This window comes from Streptomyces sp. E2N166 (assembly GCF_003671715.1).
In the GTDB taxonomy this organism is placed as follows: Bacteria; Actinomycetota; Actinomycetes; order Streptomycetales; family Streptomycetaceae; genus Streptomyces; species Streptomyces thinghirensis.
In genome coordinates this window covers 378,144-404,217 of the sequence record NZ_RAIF01000006.1, presented here as the reverse complement: position 1 = coordinate 404,217, position 26,074 = coordinate 378,144, and the positions used below count along the sequence as shown (strand labels likewise).

The window sequence follows — 26,074 nt, the reverse complement described above, 5'->3', positions numbered from 1 at the left end:
CTCCGGGCGTCGGACCACCCCGGCAGGCCCGTGTACTGCTGCGGGCCGGAAAGCGGCGGGCGTGGAATCCCGGCCTCCGCGGAGCGTGGGTGTCAATGGTCTCGACCAGTGCGCTGACCGAGTCTGCAGTGAGATCAGGTCAGCCGTGACGTCGCTCGCCCCGGCGGCGGCCGGTCCGTCAGGGGCCGGCCGCCGCCGCTCAGTGCGCTCAGTGCGCGCGGGGACGTGCGGTCAGGCGCACAGGACGCGGGTCTCCGGCGTGTAGACCGGGCCGCCGTTGACGCTCGCGCTGTCGCTGAACTCCGCGTAGTAGTACGAGTAGAAGCCGATGTTGCCGTTGCAGCCGGAGTCGGCGGCGACCTGGAGTGTCAGGGTGACGGTGCGGCTCTGGCCGGGCGGGATGGTGGCGCCGTAGTTGGTGCCGAGATCGGCCGGTCCGGTCCCGGTGCACGGGACGGCGCCGGCCTCCGACGCCAGACTGCATCCGGTGAAGCTGTACTTGAGATCGGGCCGCTGGGTGGTCAGCCAGGTCGGGTTGATCGTCTGGTAGACGAACCAGATGTCGTACGTCTTGTTGTTCTTGATCGTCATCGAAAGGTTCACCGTGCCGCCCGGCTGAGTGGTCGCCGCGTCGGTGGCGAACGTCAGCTCGGCCGGGGCGGGGTCGGCGGCGCTCGCGGAGGGCGCCAGGCCGAACAGGGCGAGGGCGAGGGCGATGATCGTGGCGAGGCCGAAGCGTCTCGTTCGTGTGGATCGCATGGAGCGGGAGATTAGGCACGACCCCGGCACACCGTCTGCACCGCCGGGAACACGGAGAACGGGACTCGGCCGGAAGTGCGTGTTCGGTGAAGAGGCTGTGACGGACCCGTCACAACCGGTGGTGGCAGGCGTTCCTGCACGACAGCGCGAGGGGCCGCCCGGGCGGGCCCGGGCGCGCCGATGCCGGACCACCGGTCGGACGTCCCGGTGGCAATGGCGGATTCCGGGTGCCCGCCGGTCAGCGGGACCGGAAGACCCCTGCCCGCGCCGCCGCGGCCGCGGCTTCCGCGGCGCGGTCCGCCGTCGCCTCGTCCAGCGGCTCGTCGGTGGTCAGCAGGCGGTAGTAGAGGGGGGCGGAGACGGCGCGGACCACCTCGCGTGTGTCGGTGCCCTCGGGCAGCTCGCCGCGTTCGACGGCCTGGCGTGCGCAGGGCTCCCACTCCGTGACGCGGACGTCGTAGAACCGGTGGAGGGCGGCGGCCGCCTGCTCGTCGCAGGTGGCCGCGGCGATCATCGCCCTGAAGAGCGCGCCTTGGCGCGGGTCGGCCAGCGTGCGCCGCACGAGCCGGGCGTTCGCGCGCAGGTCGCCGAGGAGCGTGCCGGTCTCGGTGCGCGGGAGTGACTGCTCGGCCATGTCCGTGAGCAGGTCGGCGACCAGGTTGGCCGGGGTTCCCCAGCGTCGGTAGACCGTGGTCCTCCCGACCTCGGCGCGGCGGGCCACGTCCGCGAGATCGAGGCCGGCCAGGCCGTGCTCGGCCAGGGCGTCACCGGCGGCCCGGAGTACGGCGGACCGTACGCGGGCGGTGCGTCCGCCCGGGCGGACGGTGCCGGGTCCCACGCCTTCGGAAGTCATAACGGTACTCCGGTTCCATTAGCGGCTGAGTTCCTGTTAGTCTGTGGACATCTTAACGGAACGCATGTCCCGTTAAAGGGTGGCGGGTCCTGCGTGTCGTGCACCACCACGACGCGACGGACGGCCGGACGAAGGGATGCGGTTGTGGAACACAGGAGACTGGGCGCGTCCGGGCTGATGGTCCCGGCACTGAGCTTCGGCGCGGGCACCTTCGGCGGCCGGGGCGAACTCTTCGGCGCCTGGGGGAGCACGGACGAGGCGGAGGCGCGCCGTCTGGTCGACGTCTGCCTGGAGGCGGGGGTGACCATGTTCGACACCGCCGACGTCTACTCCGGCGGCGCGTCGGAAGAGGTGCTCGGCGCCGCCGTGAAGGGGCGGCGCGACCAGGTGATCATCTCCACCAAGGCCGGGCTGCCGATGGGCGACGGGCCGGCGGACGCCGGCACCTCGCGGGCGCGTCTGATCACAGCGGTCGACCAGGCCCTGAGCCGGCTGGGCACGGACTACATCGACCTCTTCCAGCTGCACGCCTTCGACGCCGGGACCCCCGTGCAGGAGGTGCTCTCCACGCTCGACGACCTCGTACGGGCGGGAAAGCTCCGATACACCGGGGTTTCCAACTTCAGCGGATGGCAGCTGATGAAGTCGCTGGCCGACGCGGACGCCCACGGGCACCAGCGCTACGCGGCGCACCAGGTCTACTACTCCCTCGTCGGCCGGGACTACGAGTGGGAGCTCATGCCACTGGCCCTCGACCAGGGTGTCGGAGCCGTCGTGTGGAGCCCCCTGGGATGGGGGCGCCTCACCGGCCGGATCCGCCGTGGCCGGCCGCTCCCGGCCGACAGCCGACTGCACGCCACGGCCGACTACGGCCCGCCCGTGGCGGACGAGCTGCTGTTCCGGGTGGTCGACACGCTGGACGCCATCGCGCAGGAGACGGGCCGGACCGTGCCCCAGATCGCGATCAACTGGCTGCTGCGGCGCCCGACCGTCTCCTCGGTCATCATCGGCGCCCGCAACGAGGATCAGCTGCGGCAGAACCTCGGCGCCGTCGGATGGGAGCTGACCGAGGACCAGGTGGCCAGGCTCGACGCCGCCAGCGCCACGACGGCTCCCTACCCCTACTTCCCCTACGAACGCCAGGAGGGCTTCGCCCGTCTCAACCCGCACCCCTTGCGGCGCGCGGGCGTACCCCAGGGCTGACGTGCGTGTTCCGGCGGCGTGGGAACGGGCATTGTCAGTGCCGTGCACAAGAATGCGGGCAAGCGAGATCAACACCGGCCGGAGCGGGTAGGCGGTCTCGAGTCCCCTGTCCCGAAAGGCCACAGCCGATGCCGCTTACCGTCGTCCACGCGCAGACCGCCGACACCCGCGCGACCGGTCGCCGCGGGCCCCGCCCGTGCGCACCGCTCGGTCCCGCCGGGGCCGACATCCTGCGGATAGTCGCCGATGCGCGTACCCCTGTGTTCGTCACCGTGCGCGAGGGCGGAGGGCGCAGATACAGCTACTGGCGGCCGCTGGACTCGGCCACGGGCAGGGGCGGCTGCTACGTGGCGCTGCCCACCGCCGAGTGCGACAGGCTGCACGCCGCCGGCCGGATCACTCTGGGCGAACCGCTGACCGACCCGGCCAGGACCACCTACCGGGTCACGGCCGCCCGGACCCCGGCCGGTTCCGTGCGCGCCGTGCGCTCCCCGCGGGACCGGGCGTACGCGGCGTGAGCACGGAAGAGGAGGCGGGCATGGCGAAGGCGGACGGCGCCGGTACCGACGCACCCGAGGAGGATCTCCTCGAAGGCCTGCGGATCGACGAGCGCAGGCCGGAGAAGCCGATCCTGCTCAACGCGCAGGGAAGCCCCATCGACACCTGGCGGGAGAACCATCCGTACGACCGCAAGGTGCGCAGGTCGGACTACGAGCGGCAGAAGCGCGTCCTGCAGATCGAGCTGCTCAAGATGCAGCGCTGGGCCAAGGAGACCGGTCAGCGGATCGTCGTCCTCTGCGAGGGCCGCGACGCGGCCGGCAAGGGCGGCACCATCCAGCGCTTCACCGAGCGCCTGAACCCCCGCGGCGCCCGTGTGGTCGCACTGGACAAGCCGACCGAGAGGGAGGCGGGACAGTGGTACTTCCAGCGCTACGTGGCTCACCTGCCCGCCCGCGGCGAGATCGTCTTCTTCGACCGCTCCTGGTACAACCGGGCCGGCGTCGAGCGCGTGATGGGCTTCTGCACCGAGCCCCAGTACCGGCAGTTCCTCCAGCAGGCGCCGCTGTTCGAACAGCTGCTCACCGACGACGGCATCCTGCTGGTGAAGCTCTGGTTCTCCGTTTCCCGGGCCGAGCAGCGGACCCGTTTCGCGATCCGCCAGGTCGACCCGGTCCGCCGTTGGAAACTCTCGCCGACGGACCTCTCGTCACTGGACCGCTGGGACGACTACACCGCGGCCAAGATCGACATGTTCCGGGCCACCGACACGCCCCACGCACCCTGGACGGTGGTCAAGAACAACGACAAGCGCCGGGGCCGGCTGGAGGCCATGCGCAGCCTGCTGGACCGCTTCGACTATCCGGCGAAGGACGACGAGGCCGTGGGCAGTCCCGACCCGCTGATCGTGGGCGCCGCCGACACCCTGCTCGAAGCCGGTGAGGAACCCGTCGACCTCTCGCCGACACCGCTGGCCGGACGCGGCGACGGACCGGGGACCCACCCGGACCCGGCGGACTGACCCCGGCCGTCCACCCGGGAGCCCCGGGTGGCGCGCACCGACGCGGGCCGTGCGTGCGGCTCAGTGCTTCAGGGCCGTCCGGAGCGCGGGGTCCGACGCCGCCCGCCACACCGACGGGAGTTCCTCCTGCCGTGCGCGGGCTCCCGCCCGTTCCTGACCGTGGAGCAGCCCCCACGTGAACGCCGTCTCGCCCGCGCCGTGGGCCGCCACCGCCAGTTCCCGCAGCTTGTCCTGGGCGACTACGGCGTCCTGGTGCTCGCCGAGCAGCTTCTGCACCGCCTTGGCGCGCTTGCCGAGGCGGGCGACGGGCTTGCCGAGTGCCGGACGCGCCACCTCGGCCGCGTAGCGGACCTTCTTGGCCGCCTTGCGCGCCTGGTGCAGCGCCGTGTCCCGGGCCTGCCCGGGCGGCTGCTCCAGTGCGTGGTCCATGCGCCCGGCGAGACGGTCGTACTCCTTGAGGACCGCTTTGGCCATGACCGGGGCCGGTTTGCCCGCCGCCTTGGCGCGCAGCGGCGGCCGCCGGACCAGCCCGTCCAGCGCGTCCAGGAGCCGCAGATAGCGGGCCGAGGCCAGGGCCTCCCGCGTACGCGTCCGGCTCTCGTCGCCGCGGGACACGTCCCACACCCGCAGCCGTGCGGCGACCGGGCCGAGCACCAGGTCGTCGGGCAGCTCGGCGACCGCGCCGCTCAGCCGTTCGCGCAGCACCTCCTGGTCCCGCTCGACCCCCAGTTCACCCGCCAGCCACTTGAGCTCGGCGCGCAGGGGATCGGTGACCCGCCGGTCGAGAACCGACCGGTACGAGCGCAGGCAGCCGCGCAGGCGCCGGCACGTGACACGCATCTTGTGCACCCCGTCGGGCAGGTCCCGGCGGGCCACCGGATCCAGCGCCACCAGGACGCCGGCCTGTTCGCGCACGTACGCCGCCACGTACGCGCCCGAGGACCCGGGCACCACCTTGTCCGAGGTCCGGCGCGACGGCTTCACCTCCGCCGAGGCACCGGTGTCCCGCAACGCCCGGGCGAGTTTGGAAGGGCTGTCCGACCGGGCGATCCCCTTCTTGCGCAGCTTGCGCTCCACGGTGTCCAGCAGCCCGGCGGGGGCCCCGTCGGCGAGCTCGACCTCCAGCTCGCTCCACTCGGCACTGCCACCGCCGCCCGACAGCGAGTCGGCACGCACCTCGTCGAGGCTGAGCTCGGCGAGCACCGTGCCTTCGGCATCACGGAGATGCCGAACCGAGCGGGCGGACCTGACGCGCATCACCGGACGCAGCTCCGCGCCCCGTGTACGGGACAGAACGAGCTCGCGCAGCGCCTCCGGTACGTCGTCCGACAGCGCGGCCCGCACCTCCTCGCGGCTGTCTCCGGTGAGCGGGAGCTTCAGATGCCACCCGGCGTCCGAGCCGCCCGTCCGGCGGCGCAAGGTGGCCGACGTGCCGGCCAGCCGCAGATCCACGGTGTCGTGGTACACCGCGTCCAGCTCCTCGGCTCCGGCCTCGGTGACCGAGGCGACGGGACCGACGCCGCTGAGGTCCGGCAGCCCGTCGGCGCCGGGGGAGGAGGGCTCGTACTTTCGCTCTGTCTCGCGTTTCGAATGGGTCATACTGTGTCCTTCGACGCGATATGGCGGATCAAACGCCGAGGTGCTGGTCTTGTGCGACGGCACGCTGCGAGAGCCGGCTCAGGCCTCACCCGGCGCCGGGCACCCCCCGGTCGACCGGAAACGTGCCCGGTAGCTCGTGGGCGTCACGCCCAGAGCGCTCTGGAAGACACGGCGCATCGTCTCCGAGGAACCGAAGCCCGACCGGCCCGCCACCGCCTCGATGCGATCGTTGCCCCCTTCGAGGAGGGCCTGCGCGCACTCCAGCCGCACGGATTCCAGGTACTGGCCGGTCGTCATCCCCGTCTCGGCGCGGAAGAGCCGCCGCAGGTGCCGGGAGCTGACCCCCGCGGCACGGGCCAGGGACTCCGGGCCGTGCGGAGCGGACGGGTCGGCGGTCACGGCGTCCATCACGGCGCGCACCACCGGGTGCCGTGCCTCGCGCGGGGTCAGGCGCGCGCTGAACTGCGACTGACCGCCCGGGCGGGCCATGAAGACCACGAGTTCGCGGGCCACCTCACGGGCCAGGCCCCCGCCGTGGTCGTCCTCGACCAGGGACAGGGCCAGATCGATGCCCGCGGTGACGCCCGCGGACGTCGTGACCGGGCCGTCCCGGACGAACACCGGGTCCGGTTCGACCGTAACCCGCGGGTAGGCGGCGGCCAGCTGCCCGGCGAGCCGCCAGTGCGTCGCGGCCCGCCGGCCGTCGAGCAGTCCGGCCTGTGCCAGCAGGAACGCTCCGGAGCACACGGAGGTGACACGGCGCGAGCGGCCGGCCAGTCCGGTCACGAGCCCCATCAGATCCGGCTCGGCGACGGCCTGCCGCCACTCCCGCCTCCCGGTCACCACCAGGGTGTCCAGCCGGCCGGGCAGCCCGGCAGGACCGCCGTCCACGCCCACCCTGACCCCGGAGGACGTCCGCACGTCCGTGCCGGACGGGGAGACGACCCGTACGTCGTAGCGGGCGCCGAAGAGGTTGGCCGTGGCGAAGACCTCGGCCGGACCGGTGACGTCGAGCAGTTGCACCCCGTCGAAGGCCGTCACCGCTACCGCACGCCGCGCGGACCCGGCCGTGGCTACTCCGCCCACGGGGAGTCGAGAACGGTGCGGACGAAGTCCCCGCGCTCGAAGCCCGGCACGTAGTGCGCGAGCACGTCCGCCTTGACGTTGCCGAACGCGGTGTCCGGCTTGGGCCGCACACCGTCGGTGAACGCCCCCAGGATGCGGCGCTTGAAGCCGGGACGCGGATGCAGCGCGACGACCGCGGCCCGGTCGGCCTCGGGGACGTTCAGTCTGCGCGGCGCGCGGCGGCGACGCCATGGCCGTCCGGCCGTACGACCCACAGATGCGGACATGCGTCCCGGCTGCTAGCCGCCGGCGACGAGCCAGGGCCGCGGATCGGTGTAGTACCCGTCGAGGACGACCTCGAAGTGCAGGTGGGGCCCGGTGGACAGGCCGGTGGAGCCGACCCGTCCGATCGGGGCGCCGGCCTCCACGGCCTGTCCCACGGCGGTCTCCAGGGACGACAGGTGACTGTAGGTGGTCTCCAGGCGTTTGCCCTCGATGGTGCCGTGGTCGATCACCACGCGGTTTCCGTACGCGCTGGTCGACGCGGCGAACACCACGCGGCCGCGCCGTGCGGCGACGACCCGCGCTCCCTGGGGCGCGGCGAAGTCCACGCCGGTGTGCAGCTTGGTCACCCCGGTCAGCGGGTGCTCCCGCGACCCGTAGGGCGAGGTGATGGTGAGCGGGCTCACCGGAGCGGCCGGCAGCGCGCCGGCCGCCCCACCCGTGCCGCCGCCGGAATCGGCCCGGTCGAGTGCCTCGTAACGCGGAATCAGGGCCTCGACCTCGGCGAGGTAGGTCCTGGCCGTCGGAGGTACGCGCCCCGCCTTCGTCACGGCGTCCGTTCCCGACGAGTACGCGGCGAGGGTCAGGTCCACGAGGTCCCCGTTGACCCGGCCCTCGGTGCGCAGTTCGGTCACCTTCTCGGCCAGCGAGCAGTCCTGCCGGCCGAGCGCCATGATGGCGTCCGCCGGATCGCGGGGCGAGGAGTGCCCGTTGCCGTCGTCGTCCCTGCCCCAGATCCGCCACTCGGTGTCGGTGAAGGCGGCGATGCCCTTCTGGCCGGAGAGCGCGTCCGTGTCGTCGCTCCAGCCGGAGAGCTGGTCGATCTGTGCTGCGAGCACGGACGGTTCGAGGATCGTGCAGGCCGAGGCCGCCTTGCGCAGCCACGGGACGTAGGAGGGGTCGATGTCGACCGCCGCGGCCGGGTTGGTGCCGGAGTCCTCGGGCCACGGGGACGGCAGACCGCCGGTCAGCGCGAGAAACGCGGCCACGCCGGTGACGGTCACCAGACCCGGTAGCAGCAGCAGCGTGAAGAACCCCGGACCGCGGCGCTTCCGCTTTCCGGCCTGTTCCGGCTGACCCGGCTGTTTTGGCCGCTCGGGGCCCGCTGGGTGTTCCTGCTGTCGCTCGTCCGCGTCCACGGCCGCATCCGCCACGGTCAGCCGCTCGTCGTTCACCGGGGCGCTCGCCGGGACCTGATGCTCACGAAGCCGAAGGTAACGCCCCGTTCCGCAGGCGTCAGGAGGCCCCGAGGCAGCGGGAGACGTCCGAACGGGCAGAGCGGTGGCGGCCCGGCGGGCAACTCGGCCGCGGTCCCGCCGCCCGGACCGCGGCCCACGGTCGTGGCATGGAATCCCCGCCATGGGCGTCTCCTGAACGACCGCACGGTCCACAGCCGCCCGCCCGGCAGACGCCGGGCGTCGATCAAGGGTTCCCGCCCGTTCACTCAGGAGACAGTCACCCATGTCCGTCCACTCCCGCTGCCCTGCCCTGGACGACCGCATCGACCCTGATGCCGGCCCACGTCCTGGCCCGCGGTGAAGTGGCCCGCGCCCGCGCGCTGCTGCACGGCGTCGTCGCGCCGCAGCAGCAGTGACTCCGCCGGCTCCTGCGGGACAGCACCGCGCACTGGCTGACTCCCAGCCGGGCACTGGAACAGGACGTGCCCGCCGCCGACGTCTTCCGGTACACCGCCACCACCGCCGCCGCCCGGGAGGGAGAGGTACGCACGGCCGCCCGCAACAGCCGGCGGTGGAGCCGGGAGCTGAGCGCCGAGGCAGCCGGCCGGTGGGCGGTCCGGGTACCGCGACGGCTGCACGAACAGATCGCGGAGCTGCCGGCGGCTGACCCTCCGGGCTGAGCCGCGACGGGTGCCGAGCGGGCCGGAGTCGCCCGCACCGTCCCGGTGCGGCCGGGTCTGGCAGGCGGCGGCCCACTCCGATAGCTTGCTCGTGCGGCCCCGCGTTCTCCCCCGTACGCGGGGCCGCACGATGCGTCGGTCGCCGCAGTCCGGGAACGATGGAAGCGAGCGGGACAGGAGCCGTGATCACCGGGCTGCCGCAGGGCTGGTAGCGTCGCGTGGTCGCGGCGGGCGGCGCGAGAGAGGTGTCGGTGCGTGGGTGAGCGGCAGGACCGTGAGTGGGCGGCGATGACACCGGGCGATTTCGACCTGGACGCCCCACTGGTCCTCAACGTGGGCACCGGGCCCGCCACCGTCCCGGCCGAGCCGGACGAGTACGGCACGGCGCCCCTGTTCGGTGACACGGCACCCGCGCCGAGCACCCCCCGCCGGACCCGGCGGGGACGGCCCTCACCCGCCCAGGAGCGGCTGTTCTGACCGTCCCCGCCAAGAGTCAGGAGGCGGGAACCTCGTCCACGAAGCCGGTACCCGCGGTGCGGTACCCGGCGACCTTCGCGGCGACCTGTGCCGGGGTGAGCACCTGGTCCTTGACGTGCAGGACGTAGTCGACCTGCTGGTCGTAGGCGCGCGGGGTCGTCGACGTCTGCCCGTTCAGGTCGATCAGCCACTGGTTGAAGTTGATCGACATCGGCCGCTCGGGCAGGTACCGCGCGTCATGCGTGCCGAAGTGCTGCCCGTCCACGTAGTACGTGATGGCGCTGTCGTCGATCGTGACGACGAGGTCGTGCCAGCCCGCGTAGCTGACGCGCTGCTCCGAGTGCTGGTTGACGGCCTGCCAGGGGTCCGGGTTGTAGGTCTCCCAGGAGGTCGTGTAGAGGATGTTCGACGGCTCGCCCCACCCTCCGTTCGGCAGGTACTCGAAGTCGTACTCGGCGTAGTCGTCGGCCATGGGGGCCTTGAGGTCGTTGATGGTGAAGAACGTCTGCACCAGGTGGTCCCCGTCCGGTCCCGACTTCGGGGCGTCGGAGAACTTCACCCGCGCCGCGTAGGTGCCGTTCCTGAACTTCATGTCCTTGGTGAGGACCTCGGTGTGCGTGGTGGACCCTCCGGTGCCCGCCGTTGAGGTCTCCAGGTTCATCACGGAGTTGCCGCCGGCGGAGACGAAGGTGACCTTGGACGGGTCCCAGGTGGCGCCTGGGACACCGGGACCGCCGGAGTTGGCGCGCACGCTCCAGCCGTGCGCGGAGATGTCCGGGTCGGTGTGCGAGCTGTAGTCGAAGTCGTCGAACAGGGCCTGTCCGCCGCCGGGCGGATCCGTCGGGTCGGGCGGATCGGTCGGGTCCGTGGGGTCGTTGCCCTCGGGAGCCGCGCCCCACACGGTGGCGCCGGCGACCTGGGCGGTGACCTTGTCCCAGTCGGCGTACGAGGTCTGGGCACCGTTGAACGAGTAGTCGTCGCTCTGCCGGACCGTCTGCCAGCTGGTCTGGTGGAAGCGCAGCTGCATGTCACCGGTGTCCGCGCCGGGTGCCAGGCTGCCGGCCGCCGGAGTGAAGCCGATCTCCAGGTAGCGGTCGGCCGTCGCGGTGGGGTTGTCCAGCGTGCCGAACGCGCCGGTGACGGCGGAACAGCCCCGCACCGCCCAGGAGCAGGCGAAGCGGTAGGACGCGTTCGGCGAGTCCGCCTTGAAGTAGTAGCGGACCTTGACCTGGCTGAGTTGCACGGTGGAGGTGCCGGAGTTGCGCACCTTGAGCCAGGGTTCCGTCTGGTCTGCGGTGGCTCCGCTCGCGCTGGTGCGGTACTGGACGCTGAGACCGCCTGCCTCGGGCGCGGCCTGTGCGGGCAGGGCGGTCAGGGCGCCGCCGCCCAGGAGAGCCGCCAGGGCGAGTGCCAGGCGGGCGCGGCTGACGGGGGGTCGGGCTCTCATCGGGAGTCCTTTCGGCAACGGCTTCCGCCGGTGCGGAAGCCTCGGTGGTGACACGTGGCGTGGGGGCACGAGGGTGAACCGGCCGGCACCGGCGCTCAGCGGACGCCGCCCACCCGCGGCGGTACGGACACGGTGGGCGGCGGGTCGGCGTGCGGGACGTCCAGCGCGTCCAGACGGGCCCGGTGCCCGGTCAGCCGGGCGGTGAAGTCCCGCCAGCCCGACGTGCCGTCCCAGACCCGCTCGGCGAGCGCGCACAGCCGGGGATAGGTGAGGTACTCGATGTGCTCGGGCGTCTGGACGAACTCGGTCCACAACTGCCCCTGGGCGCCCAGCACCCGGGAGGCGACCCGCGGATCCGGCGTCGGCGGCGCGAGATCCACGTCGTACACCGTGCGCAGGTCGACGACGATGCCGGGCTGGCCGGGGGGTTCCCCGGCGCCGTGACCGCGCGCGTAGTCGAAGTAGGTGGTGCGGTGTTCGGCGTGGACGACCTCGTGCCCGCGCTCCGCCGCCGCGCGGGCGTGTCCGGGGTCGCGCCAGCTCATCACCGTGCACTCCAGGGGGAGGGGGACGTCGTTCTCGGCCCAGACGACCGGCCGGCGGCCCGCCCGCATGAGGTGCCCGGCCATGCGGGCGATGAACCAGGGGTGCAGCGCGCGGGGGCCCGGAAGTCCTTCACGGGCGGCGCGGGCCCGCGCCGCCGGACTCCGCTCCCACTCGGTGGTGGGGCACTCGTCGCCGCCGATGTGGACGTACGGCGAGGGGAAGACGTCCATCACCTCGTCCAGGACCGTGCGGAAGAAGTCCAGGACGTGGTCGTCGGTGCCGAGGACGTTCTCGCACACGCCCCAGTGCGTCCACACGTCCAGGCGGCGCGCGGGGTCGGTGCCCAGCTCGGGGTGGGCGGCCAGGGCGGCGCGGACATGTCCCGGTACGCCGGTCTCCGGGAGTACGGTCACCCCGCGCTCGGCCGCGTAGGCGACCAGCTCCCGCAGTTCGGCCCGGGTGTACGAGCCGCCGTGCGGTACTCCGTCGAAGCGGTCGCTGCCGGCGGGGCCGGCCATCGACTCGGTCCGCCGGCCACCGACCTCGGTGAGCCTGGGGTAGGCGGCCACCGGCATCCGCCAGCCCTGGTCGTCGGTGAGATGCAGGTGGAAGACGTTCAGCTTGTGCAGCGCCATCAGGTCGACGTAGCGCCGCAGGTAGGGCACCGGCTGGAAGTGCCGGGCCACGTCGAGCATGGAGCCGCGCCAGGCGTGGCGGGGTACGTCGGTGATCTCCACGGCGGGCAGGTCCCAGGCGACGCCGCGCACCGGCCGCTCGGACAGGGCGTCGTAGGGCAGGAGTTGCCGCACCGTCTGCACTCCGCGCAGGAGCCCGGCCGGGTGGGCGGCGCGCAGCAGGGCTCCCTTGGGGCTCACGGTCAGGCCGTAGCCCTCGTCACCGAGGCCGGTGAGGGCGGGGTCGAGCGCGAGGACGAAGGCACCGTCGGCGGCGGCCTCCAGTCGTAGTCCGGTGGCCGGCGCGAGGAGGGTGCGCAGCAGGTTCGCGGCCGCCTCGGCTCCCGGGGTGACCCGCAGCCGGGTCGTGGCGTCGAGCCGGAAACGGCCGGAGCGGGTGGAGACGCGGCGGGGACGGGGCACGAGGGCCAGTTCGGGGCGTGGCAGTTCCACGGGACGGCTCCGGTGGTCGGCGGTGCACGACGGGCGGGGAGGCGGACGGGGGACGGCGTACGCGGTCAGCCCTTGACGCCGCCCGAGGCCAGCCCGGCCGCCACATGGCGTTGCAGAGCGAGGAAGATGGCCAGCGCGGGCAGGGCGAACAGGGTGGAGGCGGCCATCGTGGCCCCCCAGTCGGTGCCGAAGGTCGACTGGAACGAGGAGAGCCACACCGGCAGCGTGCGGCTGTCCTGCTGCTTGATGATGAGGAAGTTGGCGTAGGTGAACTCGTTCCACGCGGTGATGAAGCCGAACAGCGAGGTGGCCATGAGTCCGGGTGCCAGCAGCGGGAAGGCGACCTTGCGGAAGGCACCGGCCCGGGTGCAGCCGTCGACCTGTGCGGCCTCCTCCAGTTCGGGCGGGATGCCGGCGATGAAGCCGCGCAGCACGATCACCGTGAACGGCAGCGTGATCATGAAGTAGATCAGCGTGAGTGTCGGGAGCCGGTCGAGCATGCCGGTGTCGCGGGAGATGATGTAGATCGGGATGATCAGTGACTCCCAGGGCGCCATCTGCGCGATGAACACCGCGAGCACGAACTGCCTGCGCCCGCGCCAGCGCAGCCGCGCCACGGCGTACGCGGCACCGAGCGCGACGACCAGGGCCAGCAGTACGGCGCTGAGGGTGACCAGGATGCTGTTGCGCCAGAACAGGGCGAAGCCGTCGGCGCCGACCGCCCGCCGGAAGTGGTCGAACGTCCAGGCGCGGGGGATCAGCCGGGGGTCGTACGACTGGATGTCCGTGGACGGTTTGAAGGCGGTCGTGACCATCCAGTACACGGGGAACAGGCAGATCACCACGGTGAGCGCGGCGGCGGCGTGGAGCGGGAGGCGGCGCAGCGCGCGACGGGCCGAGGGGCGCGAGGTGCTCACAGCTGCTCACCCTCCTGACGGAACAGTTGACGGAAGTACAGGACAAGGACGCCGCTCATCAGCAGGACCGTGAGCATCGAGGCGGCGGAGCCCAGGTCGTAGCGCTGTCCGGCGAGCGCGGTCTGCACGGCGTACACCGGCAGGATGGTGGTGGCCTCACCCGGCCCGCCGCAGGTCATCACCCAGATCTGCACGAACGCCTTGAAAGTCCAGATCACTTCGAGGGACAGGACCAGCATGAAGATCGGCCGGATCAGCGGGAACGTCACCGAGCGCAAGACGCGCGCGCCGCCCGCGCCGTCCATCCGCGCCGACTCGTACAGTTCGGCCGGCACCGTGACCAGGGCCGAGTAGAGCGTGATCGCGGCGAACGGCACGGACTGCCAGACGATCAGGACCACGACGATGGCGAACGCGGTACCGCCGTGCGCGAACCAGGTGTAACCCTCGTACGAGGAGAGGCCGAGACCGGTCAGGGTCTCGTTGACGATGCCGAACTCGGAGTGGAACAGCCACTGGAAGACGGTGGTGGCCGCCACCACGGGTACGGCCCACACCAGCACCAGGGAACTGAGGACCACGGTCCTGGCCGCCCTGCCGAGCCGCTCGGCCATCAGCGCGACCAGCGTGGACAGCACCATGATCGCGGCCACGTTGACGGCCATGAACACGAAGGTCCGGCGCACCACCTCCCAGAACTGGGGGTCGCCCAGCAGGGTGCGGTAGTTGCGCAGTCCGACGAAGTCGGCGTCGCCGAGTATCAGTTGGCGCAGCCGGAAGTCCTGGAAGGAGATGAGTACGGCGCGGGCCAGGGGATAGACCAGCAGGTAGAGCATGCCCAGCACGGCGGGCGCGATCAGCAGGTACGGCCAGAGGGAGCCCGGGCGGGCCCCGTCACGCCCGCCCGGGCGTCCGGGGGCGGCGCGCGGCGGGCGGCTGACCTTGCGCGGCCCACTCCGCTCACGGACGGTCGACACGGCGCCTCCTGGTCCTCGGGGTGTCGGGGGCGGCTGCTGTCAGGAGTCGCTGTTGAGCGTGTCGGTGATCGTCCGGGACGCCTTGGCGGCCTCGGACCCGGCGTCGCGGCCGGTGAGTACGGCCGTCATGTATTCCTTGATCGGGTTCTTCGCCTCGACCGCCGCCCACTGCGGGGTGTTGGGCGTGGCGTGTCCGTTCACGGCGCCGGCCGCCATGGCGGCGGTGCCGGGGTCGGCGGAGACGGCTCCCGCGAGGGTGGTCTTGTTCGGTACGTAGCTCATCGCGACCGCGAGCTTCTTCTGCCAGGCGTCTCCGGTCAGTTCCCGGATGAAGGTGAAGGCCTCCTCCTGGTGCGCGGCGACGGCCGGGACGACCAGGTCGGAGCCGCCGGTGAAGACGGCGCCCGGCTGGCCGGCGGTCTTGCCGGGGATCGGGAAGAAGCCCAGCTTCCCCTTGAGTTCGGGGTTCTTCTCCTCGATGACCTTGGCGCCGCCGGGAACGGCGATGATCTGGGCGACCTGCCCCTTCGCCATGACCTCCGCCTGCGGCGGCTGGGCCTCGTCGGAGTCCCTGGGGCCCTTGCCGAGGGCCTGGAGGCGCCGGTAGAAGTCCATGGCCCGCAGCGCCTCGGGGCTGTCGAGACCACCCTTCCACTCGCCGCCGGACTCGACGGCGAGGTCGCCGCCCTCGTCCCAGACGAAGCCGGACAGGACGTACCAGTTCTGTCCGGGCAGGTAGATGCCCTGCGTGCCGCCCTTGTCGAGCTTGCCGGTGGCGGCGATCCACTGGTCCCGGGTCTTGATCCCGGCGGCGCCCACACCGGCCTTCTCGAACAGGTCGGTGCGGTGGATCACGACCCGGTTGGCGGCGTAGTACGGGATGCCGTACTGCTTGCCGTCGTACGCCCCGGGCTCGGCGAGACCCTTGAGCCAGTCGCTCCCGCCGAGTTCGGCCACCCGGTCCGAGAGGTCGGTGAGGCCGCCGCTCTGCGCGTACTGGGCGACCTGGGTGTTGCCGACCTCGATGACGTCCGGGGCGTCGTTGCTGGCCAGAGCCGCCGTGACCTTCTCACCGATGCCCTCCCACTCCTGTATCTGGATCTTCAGGTCGATGTCGGGGTGGGACTTCTCGAAGCCGGTCTCGAACTGCTTCTGGAAGTCGGCCGAGACGCTGTCGCGCATGAGCCACACGTCGAGGGCGGTTCTGCCGCCGGCGCCGTCCGACGCGTCGCCGGACGAGGAGCAGGCGGCGAGCCCGGCGCTGAGCACCAGCGTGGAGAACAGGGCGAGCGGGCGGTACTTCACGGTTCACCTCTGGGAGAGCTGGTAGGGACGAAGCACCCGCACTTGACCAGTAAGGGATGCGCGGCTTACCAGTCGGCGTTGGTCGAAGGTGGCATGGACCAATGAGGCCGTCAACCCCTCGCGTATGAGGGGTATTTCGGCCGGGCGTCGCGTTGTGTGGCTGGTTCGCGACCGATGTGGACAGGTAAACTCTGCTGACCAGCAGACCAGTTACGGGAGTACTGCATGGAGATCGACGCCGCCGCCTCCGGTGCGGTGCTCAAGCGTGAGCGTGTCCGCGACGCGATCCTGGAACTCGTCGAGGAACGGCGCCCGGGAGACGCGATTCCCTCCGAGCGCACCCTGTGCGCCGAACTCGGGGTGTCCCGGCCGACGTTGCGCGCCGCGGTCGATGAGCTGGTGGTCGCCGGGCTGTTGGTGCGCGAGCACGGCCGGGGCATGTTCGTCGCCGCCGAGAAGATCACCCAGGAACTGGTTTCCGACCGGCGGGCCTTCAGCCTGCCGCCGGCCGCGGGGGCCTGGACCAGTAGACTGCTGGAGGTGCGTACCCTGCCCGCCGGTGCCCGGGTGGGCCGCAAGCTGCGCATGTCGCCGGCGGCGCAGATCCACTACGTGGCCCGGTTGCGGCTGGTCGACGGCTCACCCATGGCCATCGAGTACCTGCACGTCCCGGCCGGCCTCGTCTCGGACCTGACCAGTGACGAACTGGAGCAGGGCGACCTGTACGAGCACCTGAACGAGCGGCACGCCGTCCGGGTCAGCGAGGCCGTGCAGTCGATCGAACCCACCGTGGTGACCCGCGCGGAGGCCGATCTGCTCGACGTACCGGAATTGTCCCCGGCGCTGCTCTTCGAGCGCCTGACCACCGACACGCGCGGCCGTCCGGTCGAGTACGTGCACTCCCTCTACCGCGGCGACCGCTACCGCATCGTCTCCCGGCTCACCCTGGGCCCGCGGGACCAGGCGCCGCCTTCGCGCGAGGGGCATCACCCGGGCATCCCGCCAGGTGACTTCACGAACGGAGACCCCGTCACGCTCTCGACGCGCGGAGTGGTGCAGGACGGAATGTGACGCCCTTTCGGTGCGCGGAGATGCTCGGAACGGCTATGTATCGAGCACGTATTGACATGCAACGGCTGAGCCCGCAGAGTCGTGCCCCGAAAGCGCTCCGCAGCCCGACCGCGCCCGACCGGGCCCGACCGAGCTCCACCGCGATTCGCCGTGCCCGACAACGCCCGACCGTGCCCCGCCCGTGATGCCGACCGCCCACGAGGAGTGTTGCCGTCATGTCCGAAACGCCCGCTGTCTCACGCCGACTGCTTCTGGGCTCGGCCGTCGCCACCGGTGCGGTCGCGGCCGGGATGACCGGGGTGGCCCCGTCCGCGTCGGCGGCGGCCGCACCGGCGCCCCGTCGCGGGCCCGGCCAGAAGTCGATGATCGGGGTGCCCTTCGACGCCCTTGGAACCGTCCGCGTCGGCGTCATCGGCCTCGGCAACCGGGGCGGCGGCATGATCACCGGCTGGGCGGCCGTCCCCGGCTGTACCGTGACCGCCGTCTGCGACATCCGCGCCGACCGTGCGAAGCGCGCCGCGGACCGCCTGGAGAGCAAGGGCAAGCCACGCCCCGCCGAGTACGGCGGCTCCGCCGACTCCTACGCCCGGATGCTCCGGCGGGACGACATCGACCTGGTGTACATCGCCACACCGTGGGAGTTCCACTACGAACACGGCAGGGCGGCGTTGCTCAGCGGCAAGCACGCCCTGGTCGAGCTCCCCATCGCGACCGAACTGCGTCAGCTGTGGGACCTCGTCGACACCTCCGAGCGCACCCGCAGGCATCTGCTCCTGTCCGAGAACTGCAGCTACGGCCGCAACGAACTGGCCATGCTCAAGGGAGCGCACGACGGCCTGTTCGGGGACATCACCAACGGCCACGGCGGCTACCTGCACGACCTGCGCGAACTCCTCTTCTCCGACACCTACTACACCGACTCCTGGCGGCGGCTGTGGCACACCCGCAGCACCGCCTCCTTCTACCCCATGCACGGGCTGGCCCCGATCGCGGCGGCCATGGACATCAACCGCGGCGACCGCATGGCCACACTGCGCGCCACCGCGACCGCCCCCAAGGGACTGGCCGACTACCGTGCGCGCTTCGTGCCGAGGGACCACCCCTCCTGGAAGGAGACCTACATCAACGGTGACCTGGTCACCTGCATGATCGAAACCGAGAAGGGCAGGACGATCCGGGCGGAGCACGACGTGAGTTCGCCCCGGCCGTACAGCCGGATCAACACCCTCGCCGGCAGCCGCGGCATCGTCGAGGACTACGCGGGGCCCTCCCCGACCGGTGCCCGGATCTACGTCGAGCCGGACCACAGCGGCCACTCCTGGCGCGACTTCGAGGGCTACCGCAAGGAGTACGACCACTGGCTGTGGCAGAAGGTCGGCGACGACGCCGCCAACAACGGCGGCCACGGCGGCATGGACTACGTCCTGCAGTGGCGCACCGTCCAGCTGATGCGGGCGGGGCTGGTGCCGGACATCGACGTCTACGACTCCGCCGCTTGGTGCGCGCCCGTCCCCCTGAGTGTCACGTCGCTGGCCAGGGGCGGCCGCCCCGTCGAGATCCCCGACTTCACCCGGGGGGCCTGGCGTGAGCGCAGGCCCGGACTCGACTCGACGCCCACCGACATGCCGCCCGTCGGCTGAGCGGGAGACCGACGGCACGGGTCCCGCCACGGCCCTGAGCAGCCGTGACGGCACGTCCCGGCGGGCACGGGCCGACGCGGTGTCAACGCTCCCGCAGCCGCCCCAGCCCCTCCAGCGCCCGGGACGCGGTGCGGGCCAGCACCGGCCGGTCGTGCACGAACCGGCGGGCGGCCCGCACCGGCTCCCGGCCCAGCCGGTAGGGGGCACCGCCCGGCCCCGGGCGTACCACGGCGCCGGCGTGCACTGTCAGGTCACGGGTCTTGAACGACTCCTTGTAGCGGGCCGGCCCGCTGCCCAGGTCGACCAGTTCGATCCCGTCGGCGGCAGCCGCCTCCAGCATCCGCGACAACAGCAGGAGCCCGGGGGAGTACTTGCCGTAGGCGCGGTCGTACGCCGGGAACCACCAGGACAGGACCGTGGGCGAACGCAGCCCGAAGTGTGCGGCCACGGGCCGGCCGGCGGCGTAGAGCACGGACAGCACCCCTCGGCACTCGGGATCGCCGCTCCGGGCGAGCAGTTCCACCAGCCGGGTGATCCACGCCTGCGCGAACCGGTCCCGTCGGCCCGTCCGCCGGTACTGGGCGGACTTCCACCGCATGAGCGCCCGTAACGCCCCGGGGTCCGGGTCGTCGTACACGAAGCGCACCTCGCCGACCTGACGGGCGAGTTTCCGCTCCTTGACGAGGGTCTGCTTGAGGAAGCCCGGCGAGTTCCGGCGCAGGCTCTCCGCGTACCGCTCGAACCCGGCGCCGAGGTCGACGACGGGGGAAGCCAGCTCCTCGGTCGCGTGGGGCAGGAACAGGTCCTGTCCGGCCTCGAGGTTGTCGAACTCCCAGGACGAGAGGGCACAGGCCCGCAGCAGCGCGCGGGCGTCGAGACGGATGCCGTCGCGCAGGACGGCGCCCTGACTGTCCGAGACTCCGAGTCCGATGGCCCGCCCGCGACCGGCGAAGCCCCGCTCGTGCGGAAAATACCCGACCGGTGCCCCGTCCTCCCGCAGCACCGCGACCGCGGCCCGCGGCCTGACCAGTCCGACCGCCGCGGTGAACGCCGGGTCCAGGAACGGATTCGCCGGGGCTCCGGAGGCGGCCCTGAGCTCCCGCCAGATCTTCCGGTCGTCCGCGCCGAGCTCTTCCGGCCCGACCACGTCTATGCGCTTATCGGACATTCGCCTGCCTCCTGCGTGATCGGAACTCCGGACACACGAAGGCCTGCTGGACACCGCGTTTCGGCGGGCAGTACTCAGGCCGCGCGGCGCAGGCCTTGTCGGCACTGCCGTTGCTCAGCAGTGAAACGTCTGCGACTCGGGTGCGCCTCGGGCACCCCAGCCCGCTTGCGGCCCGCCCGCCGGTCCCGTCGGGCGGAGGCCCGTGCCGCCCGGCCACGGGGCGCAGGCCGGCGCCGGGGCGCAGGCGGCGGCGCGGTCGTCGGCACCGACGGCTTCCGCGGTCCTCGGCGACCGGACGGCGACATGGCGGAGTACGGGGTTCTCCTCGCACGGGCCCGGCGCCCCGGCCTCCTCGGCCGTCACCGTCGCCGTCGCCGCCGCCGACATCCCCGCGGTGTCCCGGTCCGGTCCCGGCATCGCGGGACCCGGTGGCCGAGGGGCGACGAGATGCAGCAGTGCCCATGCCGGCAGAACTGCCGCCGCTGCCCATCGACGCCGCACTGTCGCACTCCTGACCTGCCGTCCCGGCCGGGGGCTGACATACGGGCCGACACTGGACCAGTCCCCCGAATTCGCCCAGTCGTGTCTCCAGTAGGCCGAGCGCGAACCGCTCAGTCAAGGCCGCGTGACACGAACCGGTACGCCTGGCGGGCTCGGGGGAGGCAGTGTTCCGTTGCCGCCTCGCACCGGACGTCTACGGCGGGTGGACGCCCGCCGGGTTCGCGCTACCGCGCCAGGACCGACTCCGGGCCCATGACGACGACCGGCTCCTTGTCCGGGTCCAGGGTCTTGAGCAACGCGCGCATGTGCTCCTCGCTCAGGGACACGCAGGCGTTGGTCGGCCCGTCGTGGTCCACGTGGATCCAGACGCCGCCGCCCTCGTCCTCGCCCAGCGGGCGCGTCTTGTCCAGCGGGGTGGTGCCGGGCACCCGGTTGTAGTCGATGGCGATCACGTAGTCGAAGGAACCCTCCAGCGGCTCGCCGAAATGCCCGGTGCCCGACACGGCGAACTCCGGGTCCTGGTCGTACGGGAGCCGGGTCCCCGGGTCGGGCAGCCGGCCCCCGGCGTCACTGAGCCGGAAGACGCCGATGGGTGTGTGCAGGTCGCCCGCCTCGTGGTCGTCGGTCCAGCCGCGCAGACCGTTGTGGGCGGGCCACGGACCGGCCACGGCGCGCCAGCCCTGTGCGGGGTACTGCTCGTAGAGCACCGTCTGCGCCTCGTACGAACTCTCCGTGCCGCCCGTGACCACCAGCGCCTGCCGGGAGGCGTCGGGGATCCGGGCCCGCGTCGCCGGTCCGAGCCCGGGAAGAGGGCGCGGAAAGGAGCGTGGGGGAGCGGGCAGCGGGGACGCCGGCTGGGACGCGGATCTGCCGGGCGTCTGCGCGTCCGGGGAGGAGGCGCCCGACTGCTGCTGTGCGCAACCGGTCCCCAGCACGCCGGTGCACATGACAGCGCCGATCACCAGGGCCAGCGCTTTCCTGACGGTCATATCGATCTCCGACTCCGTGTGTGGACTACTCATTGCTAGACCACTCACGGAACCGGGTTGTGCGGCCGCCTCGCCGTCTCCCCCGTTTGGCGCAGGGAAGTGACGACGCGGCCGTTCCCACGGATCACTGCGCGGCGGCCGCCGAGGATGCCTGCTCTCTGGCCTCCAGGTGCCGCTCGGGAGGCTCCCGCCGGAACCCGCGGGTGAGCGCACGCCCAGGTGCGCGCTGCCGAGGACGAGCCACGCGCTGCCGAGCAGGACGGCCGTGTGGTCCAGCTTGGTCAGGAGATACACGTCGGCGGCGGCGCCGAAGCCGTGGAGGCCGCTCCCACCCCCTGGGCCCCGGCTCGCGGCCCGCGTCGCCTCCGGCATCCCCTTCCCGGGCGAGGCCGGGACGACCAGCCGCCTCCTGTACGGGGTGCTCCCCGTCACCTTCCGCAGCGAGGCGGCCGGCGCCCCTGCGACCTCGTCGCCCGCCCGCGGCCTGGTGGCGCTGGAGGGCGGCTGCGGCATCGACGTCCTCTCCGGCGCAGCCACCGCCGAGCAGGTCGAGGAGCGACTCCTGCACCATGCGCGGCTGATGACCGGGATGTGACGCCGCTCCGGCGCGCCGTCACGGCCCCGGTTCGCAACATCGTTGCCGCTCACCCCCCTTACTCACTGGTGGGGCTCGGACATGCCGTGTAGCGTCAGCAGCAGATGTCGTGGTTCGCCCAGACCGCCCGCGCCGGAGTGCGGGCGGTTTGCTGTGCAATGCCGGAGGACCAGGACGACCACCTCCGGGTTCGCACGGTGCGGATCCGATATCGGCTGAAAGGCAAAGGCATGGCCAGCGGAACCGTCAAGTGGTTCAACTCTGAAAAGGGCTTCGGCTTCATCGCGCAGGACGGCGGCGGTCCCGACGTCTTCGCGCACTACTCCAACATCAACGCCTCCGGCTACCGCGAGCTGCAGGAAGGCCAGGCCGTCACCTTCGACATCACCCAGGGCCAGAAGGGCCCGCAGGCGGAGAACATCACCCCCGCCTGACCGGGAGAGCGCCGAGCACGGGCACGGTGCCGGGAACGACCGTTCCCGGCACCGTGCCCGTGTCTGTCGCGAGGCCCCTCGCGCCGCTGTCCTCAGTGAGGGTGCCGCAGGAAGGCGAGCAGCGCGGCCGTCAGCTCGGCGGGCGCGTCCTCCTGGACGAGATGACCCGCGTGGGCGATCGGCTCCCATCGGGCGCCGGGGACGGCAGCGGCGAGTTCGCGTCCCTTCGCCACGGGAATCCACGCGTCGTCCTCGCCCCAGCAGATCAGCGTCGGGACGTCGATCCCGGGGTAACGGTCCTGGATCTCGTCGGTGTAGCGCTGGTCCGCCTGGGCGATCTGCCGGTAGAAGGCAGACTGCCCCGACTCGCCGAGCCAGGGCTCGACGAGCTGGTCCAGCACCGTGGGATGCAGCCCCGGGCCGCCGGTGGAACCGACGTACTCACGGACGAGAGCCCGATGGAGCGCCGGCGGCAGCTCCTCGAAGACCTCCGCGTGGTCGCGGACCAGCCGGAAGAACGGCGATCCCCAGGGTGCCAGCGCGACCGGATCGACCAGGGCGAGGGCCCGGTAGCCGACGCCGTGCAGCAGGTGGGCCCGCAGAGCGACGGCGCCGCCGAAGTCGTGGGCGACGACGAGCGGGTCCTCGAGGCCCCAGTGGCCCAGGAGTTCGGTGAAGACCCGGCCCTGGGCGGCGAGGGACACGTCCTGGCCCGCGGACTTCTCCGACATTCCGTAGCCGGGCATGTCCCAGACGAACACCTGATGGTCGCGCGCCAGCGAACGGGCCACCGCACGCCAGACGTACGACGAGAACGGCGTGCCGTGCAGCAGGACAAGCGGTGGCCGGTCCGCTCCGCCCAGCCGGTTCCAGCGGACGGCTCCGGAACCGCTGGGGAACGTCTCGGGCAACGGCCATTCGGCCATGGGTGCCGCTCCTCTCGGTAGCGTCGGTCGAGCGCCGGTGCGCAGCGGCGCACCGGGCCTGATCCTTCAGGGGCGAACGCGGACGGGTGTCACGGCTTGCGGGCGAGGCCGCCGTGTTCGCCGATGAGCTCCGGGGTGGCGGAGCCGGCTTCCGGACGCCAGCGGGTGACCGGGACGACCCCGGGCTCCACGAGCTCCAGGCCGTCGAAGAACGCCGTGATCTGATCGACGGTGCGCAGGATGTAGGGGGCGGCGCCGCTCTCGTTGTAGGCGTCCTGGGCCCGGTCGAATTCCGGGTCGATGCCCCGCGAGCCGTCGTTGACGGACAGGTAGCTGCCGGACGGAAGCGCTTCCATCAGCCGGGTGACGATGGAACGCGCCCGGTCGTAGTCCGCCACGTGCCCCAGGATGTTGCTGAGGATGAGGGCGATGGGTCGCTCGAAGTCCAGCGTCCTGGCGGCGTCCCGCAGAACGCTGTCGGGGTCGAGCACGTCGGAGTCGATGTAGGCGGTCGCCCCCTCGGGGGTGGAGTAGAGCAGCGCGCGGGCGTGAGCGAGCACCATCGGGTCGTTGTCGACGTAGACGATCCGGGCCTCGGGGGCGATGCGCTGGGCGACCTCATGGGTGTTGTCGGCGGTCGGCAGACCGGTCCCGATGTCGAGGAACTGCCGGACACCCGCCTCGGCGACCAGGTACGTGATGTTGCGGCGCAGGAAGGCGCGGCTGCTGCGGGCGATGGTGACGATGCCGGGGAAGACGGCGGTGTACGCGTCGCCGGCCTCCTCGTCGACCGGGTAGTTGTCCTTTCCGCCCAGCCAGTAGTTCCAGATCCGGGCCGAGTGCGGCACCGAGGTGTCGATCTTCTGGTGCGCTGCGTGGCCGGGTGTCGTCACAGGGTCGCTCATGGGTACGGTCCGTCTTTCAGCGAGGCGTGGGTGCTTGACCACAACCTACGTCGCAACGGCCTTCTCCTGTACTCCGGTTCGGAGCCCGGCGGAAATCGGGGCGCGGTACGCCGGCGGTTGTGCCAGGGGGACGGTCGGAAAACCGTCGTCCCCCGGGGCTCGTCCCTGCTCTTCGTGCGGGCCGATCACACGGTGGGCACCCACAGGCTCACCCGCGACGACCGTCCCGTCAGTGGAAGCGCGGCGGGCCTTCTAGAGGCGCGGCGCGCCCGTCACCGACATCACCAGTGAGTACAGGGACGTGGTGGCGGTGATGAACAGGCGGTTGTTCTTGGCACCGCCGAAGGCGATGTTGGAGACGGGCTCGGGCACGCGCAGCCGGCCGATGAGGGTGCCGTCGGGGTCGTAGCAGTGGACGCCGTCGTCCAGCGCGGCGGCCCACAGGCGGCCCTCGTCGTCGAAGCGGATGTTGTCGAAGCGCACGTCCCCGCGGCCCTCGGCGAAGACCTTCCCGTCGGACAGCGTGCCGTCCTCGCGGATGTCGAACACGTGGATCCGGGAGGCCCGGGAGTCGGAGACGAACAGCCGCTTCTCGTCCGGGGACAGGATGACGCCGTTGGGCCCATCGAATCCGTCGGCGGCGAGCAGCACGCCCCCCGACACCGGGTCGATCCGGTACACGTTGCACGCGCCGATCTCGGACTCGGCGCGGTGGCCCTCGTAGTCGCTGGTGATGCCGAAGTCCGGGTCGGAGAACCAGACCGTGCCGTCGGAGCGTACGACGGAGTCGTTCGGACTGTTGAGCCGCTTGCCGTCGTAGCGGTCGGCGAGGACGGTCACGGTCCCGTCGGGTTCGGTGCGGGTGACTCGGCGGTTGCCCTGTTCGCAGGTGACCAGGCGGCCCTGCCGGTCGAGGGTGTTCCCGTTGCTGTGGCCGGCCGGAGTCCGGAAGACGCCGACCGTGCCGGTGGCCTCGTCCCAGCGCAGGATGCGGTCGTTGGGGATGTCGCTCCAGACCAGCTGGCGCCAGGCGGGGAGGTACAGCGGGCCCTCGGCCCAGCGGCAGCCCTCGTGCAGGACCTCCAGCCTGTTGTCACCGTTCGCGCAGCGTCCGGTGCGGAAGCGGTCGTCCAGGATCTCGTACGGGCCGTCGGTGGACATGGCTTCCTCTCAACGAGAATGATCAGGATTGCATTCAACGTAACACGCAGATAACCGAATCAGATACTGTTCATACATGAAGTCGGTAGATGAGATTGACCGTCGGCTGATCGCGCTGCTCCAGCGGAACGCCACCCGGCCGTACGCCGCTCTGGGCAAGGAGGTCGGCCTGTCGGCGGGCGCCGCCCATGAGCGCGTCCGCAAACTGCGCGAACAGGGCGTCATCAGGGCCACCACGGTCGACGTCGACCCCGAGGCGCTCGACCGCGGCGTCCTGGCCTTCGTGCTGGTCGACTCCACGGCGTGGATGGGGGACCGGGCGGAGGACTTCGCCGCCGTGCCGGAGATCCAGGAGGCGCACGTCATCGCCGGCAGCGCGGCCGTCCTGGTCAAGGTGCGCACGGCCACCACCGAACGGCTCCAGGACGTGCTGCGCCGTCTCTACGCGATCGACGGGGTCAGCGGGACCCAGGCGACGGTGGTCCTGGAGACGTTCTTCGAACGGCCGTTGGACGCCGGTTAGAGAGCCGTGCGCGCCGTCCACGGGGCCGCGCCGACGACGCGGAAAGCGCCCCGAGCCGGCCGGACAAGGACGGTCCGCCGCCTCACGTCCGCGGGCGCGGGAACCGAAGTGCCTCGATGTCGTCCAAGCGGATTTCGGCACCACGGCCGCGGACGGTGTGGCGAAGGACGTCGTCTTCACCCCCGTCCGCGGTGCGGACGAGCCGCAGTACACGGACGGGCCCGCCC

General features: G+C 71.9%; 25 protein-coding genes and 1 pseudogene. 10 read left to right on the top strand and 16 right to left on the bottom strand.

Features of this window, described 5'->3' with window-relative positions; translation table 11 throughout:
• Positions 1 to 231: 231 nt before the first annotated feature.
• Both EBH09_RS02130 and EBH09_RS02125 read right to left on the bottom strand, forming a co-directional pair.
• On the bottom strand, positions 232 to 759 hold the full coding sequence (locus EBH09_RS02130) for a hypothetical protein (protein ID WP_121745326.1): 528 nt from the start codon (positions 757 to 759) through the stop codon (positions 232 to 234).
• 238 nt (positions 760 to 997) lie between these two features.
• Positions 998 to 1,612: a TetR/AcrR family transcriptional regulator gene (locus EBH09_RS02125; protein ID WP_121745325.1), complete on the bottom strand. Its 615-nt coding sequence runs from the start codon at positions 1,610 to 1,612 to the stop codon at positions 998 to 1,000.
• Between the two features lie 144 nt (positions 1,613 to 1,756).
• On the opposite strand from EBH09_RS02125, the gene EBH09_RS02120 reads away from it, so the two are divergent.
• The 3 genes from EBH09_RS02120 (at position 1,757) to ppk2 (ending at position 4,334) form a co-directional block, all read left to right on the top strand.
• Entirely contained in the window at positions 1,757 to 2,815 is a 1,059-nt protein-coding gene (locus tag EBH09_RS02120) for an aldo/keto reductase (protein WP_121745324.1), read from the top strand.
• 128 nt (positions 2,816 to 2,943) lie between these two features.
• Entirely contained in the window at positions 2,944 to 3,333 is a 390-nt protein-coding gene (locus tag EBH09_RS02115; RefSeq protein ID WP_121745323.1) for a hypothetical protein, read from the top strand.
• 20 nt (positions 3,334 to 3,353) lie between these two features.
• Complete coding sequence (gene ppk2 / locus EBH09_RS02110; protein ID WP_121745322.1) at positions 3,354 to 4,334, top strand: polyphosphate kinase 2; 981 nt, start codon at positions 3,354 to 3,356, stop codon at positions 4,332 to 4,334.
• 60 nt (positions 4,335 to 4,394) lie between these two features.
• Here ppk2 and EBH09_RS02105 read toward each other — a convergent pair whose 3' ends face one another.
• From EBH09_RS02105 to EBH09_RS02090, 4 genes and pseudogenes are all read right to left on the bottom strand, one after another.
• A complete protein-coding gene (locus EBH09_RS02105) occupies positions 4,395 to 5,933 on the bottom strand; it encodes a CYTH and CHAD domain-containing protein (protein ID WP_121745321.1) in 1,539 nt (512 codons plus the stop codon).
• 78 nt (positions 5,934 to 6,011) lie between these two features.
• Positions 6,012 to 6,974: a GlxA family transcriptional regulator gene (locus EBH09_RS02100; RefSeq protein ID WP_121745320.1), complete on the bottom strand. Its 963-nt coding sequence runs from the start codon at positions 6,972 to 6,974 to the stop codon at positions 6,012 to 6,014.
• Positions 6,975 to 7,006: 32 nt separating this feature from the next.
• Positions 7,007 to 7,207, bottom strand: a pseudogene (locus EBH09_RS02095) (diguanylate cyclase); the annotation flags it as partial.
• Between the two features lie 90 nt (positions 7,208 to 7,297).
• Positions 7,298 to 8,455, bottom strand: a complete 1,158-nt coding sequence (locus EBH09_RS02090) for a M23 family metallopeptidase (RefSeq protein WP_121745319.1) — start codon at positions 8,453 to 8,455, stop codon at positions 7,298 to 7,300.
• 431 nt (positions 8,456 to 8,886) lie between these two features.
• Here EBH09_RS02090 and EBH09_RS02085 point away from each other — a divergent pair, with 431 nt between their 5' ends.
• Together EBH09_RS02085 and EBH09_RS02080 are read left to right on the top strand one after the other, a co-directional pair.
• Entirely contained in the window at positions 8,887 to 9,138 is a 252-nt protein-coding gene (locus tag EBH09_RS02085; RefSeq protein ID WP_345940925.1) for a hypothetical protein, read from the top strand.
• Between the two features lie 255 nt (positions 9,139 to 9,393).
• Positions 9,394 to 9,615 (top strand): hypothetical protein, encoded by a 222-nt coding sequence (locus EBH09_RS02080; protein ID WP_121745318.1) that lies wholly within the window; start codon positions 9,394 to 9,396, stop codon positions 9,613 to 9,615.
• A gap of 16 nt (positions 9,616 to 9,631) precedes the next feature.
• Here EBH09_RS02080 and EBH09_RS02075 read toward each other — a convergent pair whose 3' ends face one another.
• From EBH09_RS02075 to EBH09_RS02055, 5 genes are all read right to left on the bottom strand, one after another.
• The gene (locus tag EBH09_RS02075; protein ID WP_121745317.1) at positions 9,632 to 11,062 is read right to left on the bottom strand and encodes a cellulose binding domain-containing protein; all 1,431 of its coding nucleotides are present in this window, start codon (positions 11,060 to 11,062) and stop codon (positions 9,632 to 9,634) included.
• A 95-nt stretch (positions 11,063 to 11,157) separates the two neighbouring features.
• Positions 11,158 to 12,735 (bottom strand): beta-N-acetylhexosaminidase, encoded by a 1,578-nt coding sequence (locus tag EBH09_RS02070; RefSeq protein WP_121745316.1) that lies wholly within the window; start codon positions 12,733 to 12,735, stop codon positions 11,158 to 11,160.
• A gap of 65 nt (positions 12,736 to 12,800) precedes the next feature.
• Positions 12,801 to 13,652, bottom strand: coding sequence for a carbohydrate ABC transporter permease (locus EBH09_RS02065; protein ID WP_121745315.1), 852 nt, complete (start codon positions 13,650 to 13,652; stop codon positions 12,801 to 12,803).
• Positions 13,649 to 14,629, bottom strand: a complete 981-nt coding sequence (locus EBH09_RS02060) for a sugar ABC transporter permease (protein WP_193776070.1) — start codon at positions 14,627 to 14,629, stop codon at positions 13,649 to 13,651. The genes EBH09_RS02065 and EBH09_RS02060 overlap by 4 nt, the downstream gene beginning before the upstream one ends.
• Before the next feature lie 39 nt (positions 14,630 to 14,668).
• Complete coding sequence (locus EBH09_RS02055; protein ID WP_121745314.1) at positions 14,669 to 15,934, bottom strand: extracellular solute-binding protein; 1,266 nt, start codon at positions 15,932 to 15,934, stop codon at positions 14,669 to 14,671.
• Positions 15,935 to 16,159: 225 nt separating this feature from the next.
• On the opposite strand from EBH09_RS02055, the gene EBH09_RS02050 reads away from it, so the two are divergent.
• Complete coding sequence (locus tag EBH09_RS02050; protein WP_121745313.1) at positions 16,160 to 17,005, top strand: GntR family transcriptional regulator; 846 nt, start codon at positions 16,160 to 16,162, stop codon at positions 17,003 to 17,005.
• A gap of 215 nt (positions 17,006 to 17,220) precedes the next feature.
• Positions 17,221 to 18,645 (top strand): Gfo/Idh/MocA family oxidoreductase, encoded by a 1,425-nt coding sequence (locus tag EBH09_RS02045; protein WP_121745312.1) that lies wholly within the window; start codon positions 17,221 to 17,223, stop codon positions 18,643 to 18,645.
• An 82-nt stretch (positions 18,646 to 18,727) separates the two neighbouring features.
• Here EBH09_RS02045 and EBH09_RS02040 read toward each other — a convergent pair whose 3' ends face one another.
• A complete protein-coding gene (locus EBH09_RS02040) occupies positions 18,728 to 19,813 on the bottom strand; it encodes a GNAT family N-acetyltransferase (RefSeq protein WP_121745311.1) in 1,086 nt (361 codons plus the stop codon).
• 725 nt (positions 19,814 to 20,538) lie between these two features.
• Complete coding sequence (locus tag EBH09_RS02035; protein WP_121745310.1) at positions 20,539 to 21,303, bottom strand: L,D-transpeptidase family protein; 765 nt, start codon at positions 21,301 to 21,303, stop codon at positions 20,539 to 20,541.
• A 277-nt stretch (positions 21,304 to 21,580) separates the two neighbouring features.
• Between EBH09_RS02035 and EBH09_RS02030 the strand changes: the two genes are divergently transcribed.
• Positions 21,581 to 21,898 (top strand): hypothetical protein, encoded by a 318-nt coding sequence (locus EBH09_RS02030; RefSeq protein ID WP_153182584.1) that lies wholly within the window; start codon positions 21,581 to 21,583, stop codon positions 21,896 to 21,898.
• A gap of 230 nt (positions 21,899 to 22,128) precedes the next feature.
• Positions 22,129 to 22,332 (top strand): cold-shock protein, encoded by a 204-nt coding sequence (locus EBH09_RS02025; protein ID WP_028964611.1) that lies wholly within the window; start codon positions 22,129 to 22,131, stop codon positions 22,330 to 22,332.
• Positions 22,333 to 22,424: 92 nt separating this feature from the next.
• Here the strand turns inward: EBH09_RS02025 and EBH09_RS02020 are convergent, their stop codons facing one another.
• The 3 genes from EBH09_RS02020 to EBH09_RS02005 all read right to left on the bottom strand — a co-directional run bounded on the left by EBH09_RS02020 (position 22,425) and on the right by EBH09_RS02005 (position 25,324).
• Entirely contained in the window at positions 22,425 to 23,258 is an 834-nt protein-coding gene (locus EBH09_RS02020; protein WP_121745308.1) for an alpha/beta hydrolase, read from the bottom strand.
• An 89-nt stretch (positions 23,259 to 23,347) separates the two neighbouring features.
• On the bottom strand, positions 23,348 to 24,163 hold the full coding sequence (locus tag EBH09_RS02015) for an SAM-dependent methyltransferase (protein ID WP_121745307.1): 816 nt from the start codon (positions 24,161 to 24,163) through the stop codon (positions 23,348 to 23,350).
• Positions 24,164 to 24,415: 252 nt separating this feature from the next.
• On the bottom strand, positions 24,416 to 25,324 hold the full coding sequence (locus EBH09_RS02005) for an SMP-30/gluconolactonase/LRE family protein (RefSeq protein ID WP_121745306.1): 909 nt from the start codon (positions 25,322 to 25,324) through the stop codon (positions 24,416 to 24,418).
• 76 nt (positions 25,325 to 25,400) lie between these two features.
• On the opposite strand from EBH09_RS02005, the gene EBH09_RS02000 reads away from it, so the two are divergent.
• A complete protein-coding gene (locus EBH09_RS02000; RefSeq protein WP_121745305.1) occupies positions 25,401 to 25,847 on the top strand; it encodes an Lrp/AsnC family transcriptional regulator in 447 nt (148 codons plus the stop codon).
• The last annotated feature ends 227 nt before the right edge of the window (positions 25,848 to 26,074 follow it).

Excerpts from the sequence above, each read along its gene's own strand:
- EBH09_RS02130 (WP_121745326.1), bottom strand. The coding sequence starts at position 759 with ATGCGATCCACACGAACGAGACGCTTCGGCCTCGCCACGATCATCGCC.
- EBH09_RS02125 (WP_121745325.1), bottom strand. The coding sequence starts at position 1,612 with ATGACTTCCGAAGGCGTGGGACCCGGCACCGTCCGCCCGGGCGGACGC.
- EBH09_RS02115 (WP_121745323.1), top strand. The coding sequence starts at position 2,944 with ATGCCGCTTACCGTCGTCCACGCGCAGACCGCCGACACCCGCGCGACC.
- ppk2 (WP_121745322.1), top strand. The coding sequence starts at position 3,354 with ATGGCGAAGGCGGACGGCGCCGGTACCGACGCACCCGAGGAGGATCTC.
- EBH09_RS02105 (WP_121745321.1), bottom strand. The coding sequence starts at position 5,933 with ATGACCCATTCGAAACGCGAGACAGAGCGAAAGTACGAGCCCTCCTCC.
- EBH09_RS02075 (WP_121745317.1), bottom strand. The coding sequence starts at position 11,062 with ATGAGAGCCCGACCCCCCGTCAGCCGCGCCCGCCTGGCACTCGCCCTG.
- EBH09_RS02050 (WP_121745313.1), top strand. The coding sequence starts at position 16,160 with ATGGAGATCGACGCCGCCGCCTCCGGTGCGGTGCTCAAGCGTGAGCGT.
- EBH09_RS02045 (WP_121745312.1), top strand. The coding sequence starts at position 17,221 with ATGTCCGAAACGCCCGCTGTCTCACGCCGACTGCTTCTGGGCTCGGCC.
- EBH09_RS02040 (WP_121745311.1), bottom strand. The coding sequence starts at position 19,813 with ATGTCCGATAAGCGCATAGACGTGGTCGGGCCGGAAGAGCTCGGCGCG.
- EBH09_RS02035 (WP_121745310.1), bottom strand. The coding sequence starts at position 21,303 with ATGACCGTCAGGAAAGCGCTGGCCCTGGTGATCGGCGCTGTCATGTGC.
- EBH09_RS02025 (WP_028964611.1), top strand. The coding sequence starts at position 22,129 with ATGGCCAGCGGAACCGTCAAGTGGTTCAACTCTGAAAAGGGCTTCGGC.
- EBH09_RS02020 (WP_121745308.1), bottom strand. The coding sequence starts at position 23,258 with ATGGCCGAATGGCCGTTGCCCGAGACGTTCCCCAGCGGTTCCGGAGCC.
- EBH09_RS02015 (WP_121745307.1), bottom strand. The coding sequence starts at position 24,163 with ATGAGCGACCCTGTGACGACACCCGGCCACGCAGCGCACCAGAAGATC.
- EBH09_RS02005 (WP_121745306.1), bottom strand. The coding sequence starts at position 25,324 with ATGTCCACCGACGGCCCGTACGAGATCCTGGACGACCGCTTCCGCACC.
- EBH09_RS02000 (WP_121745305.1), top strand. The coding sequence starts at position 25,401 with ATGAAGTCGGTAGATGAGATTGACCGTCGGCTGATCGCGCTGCTCCAG.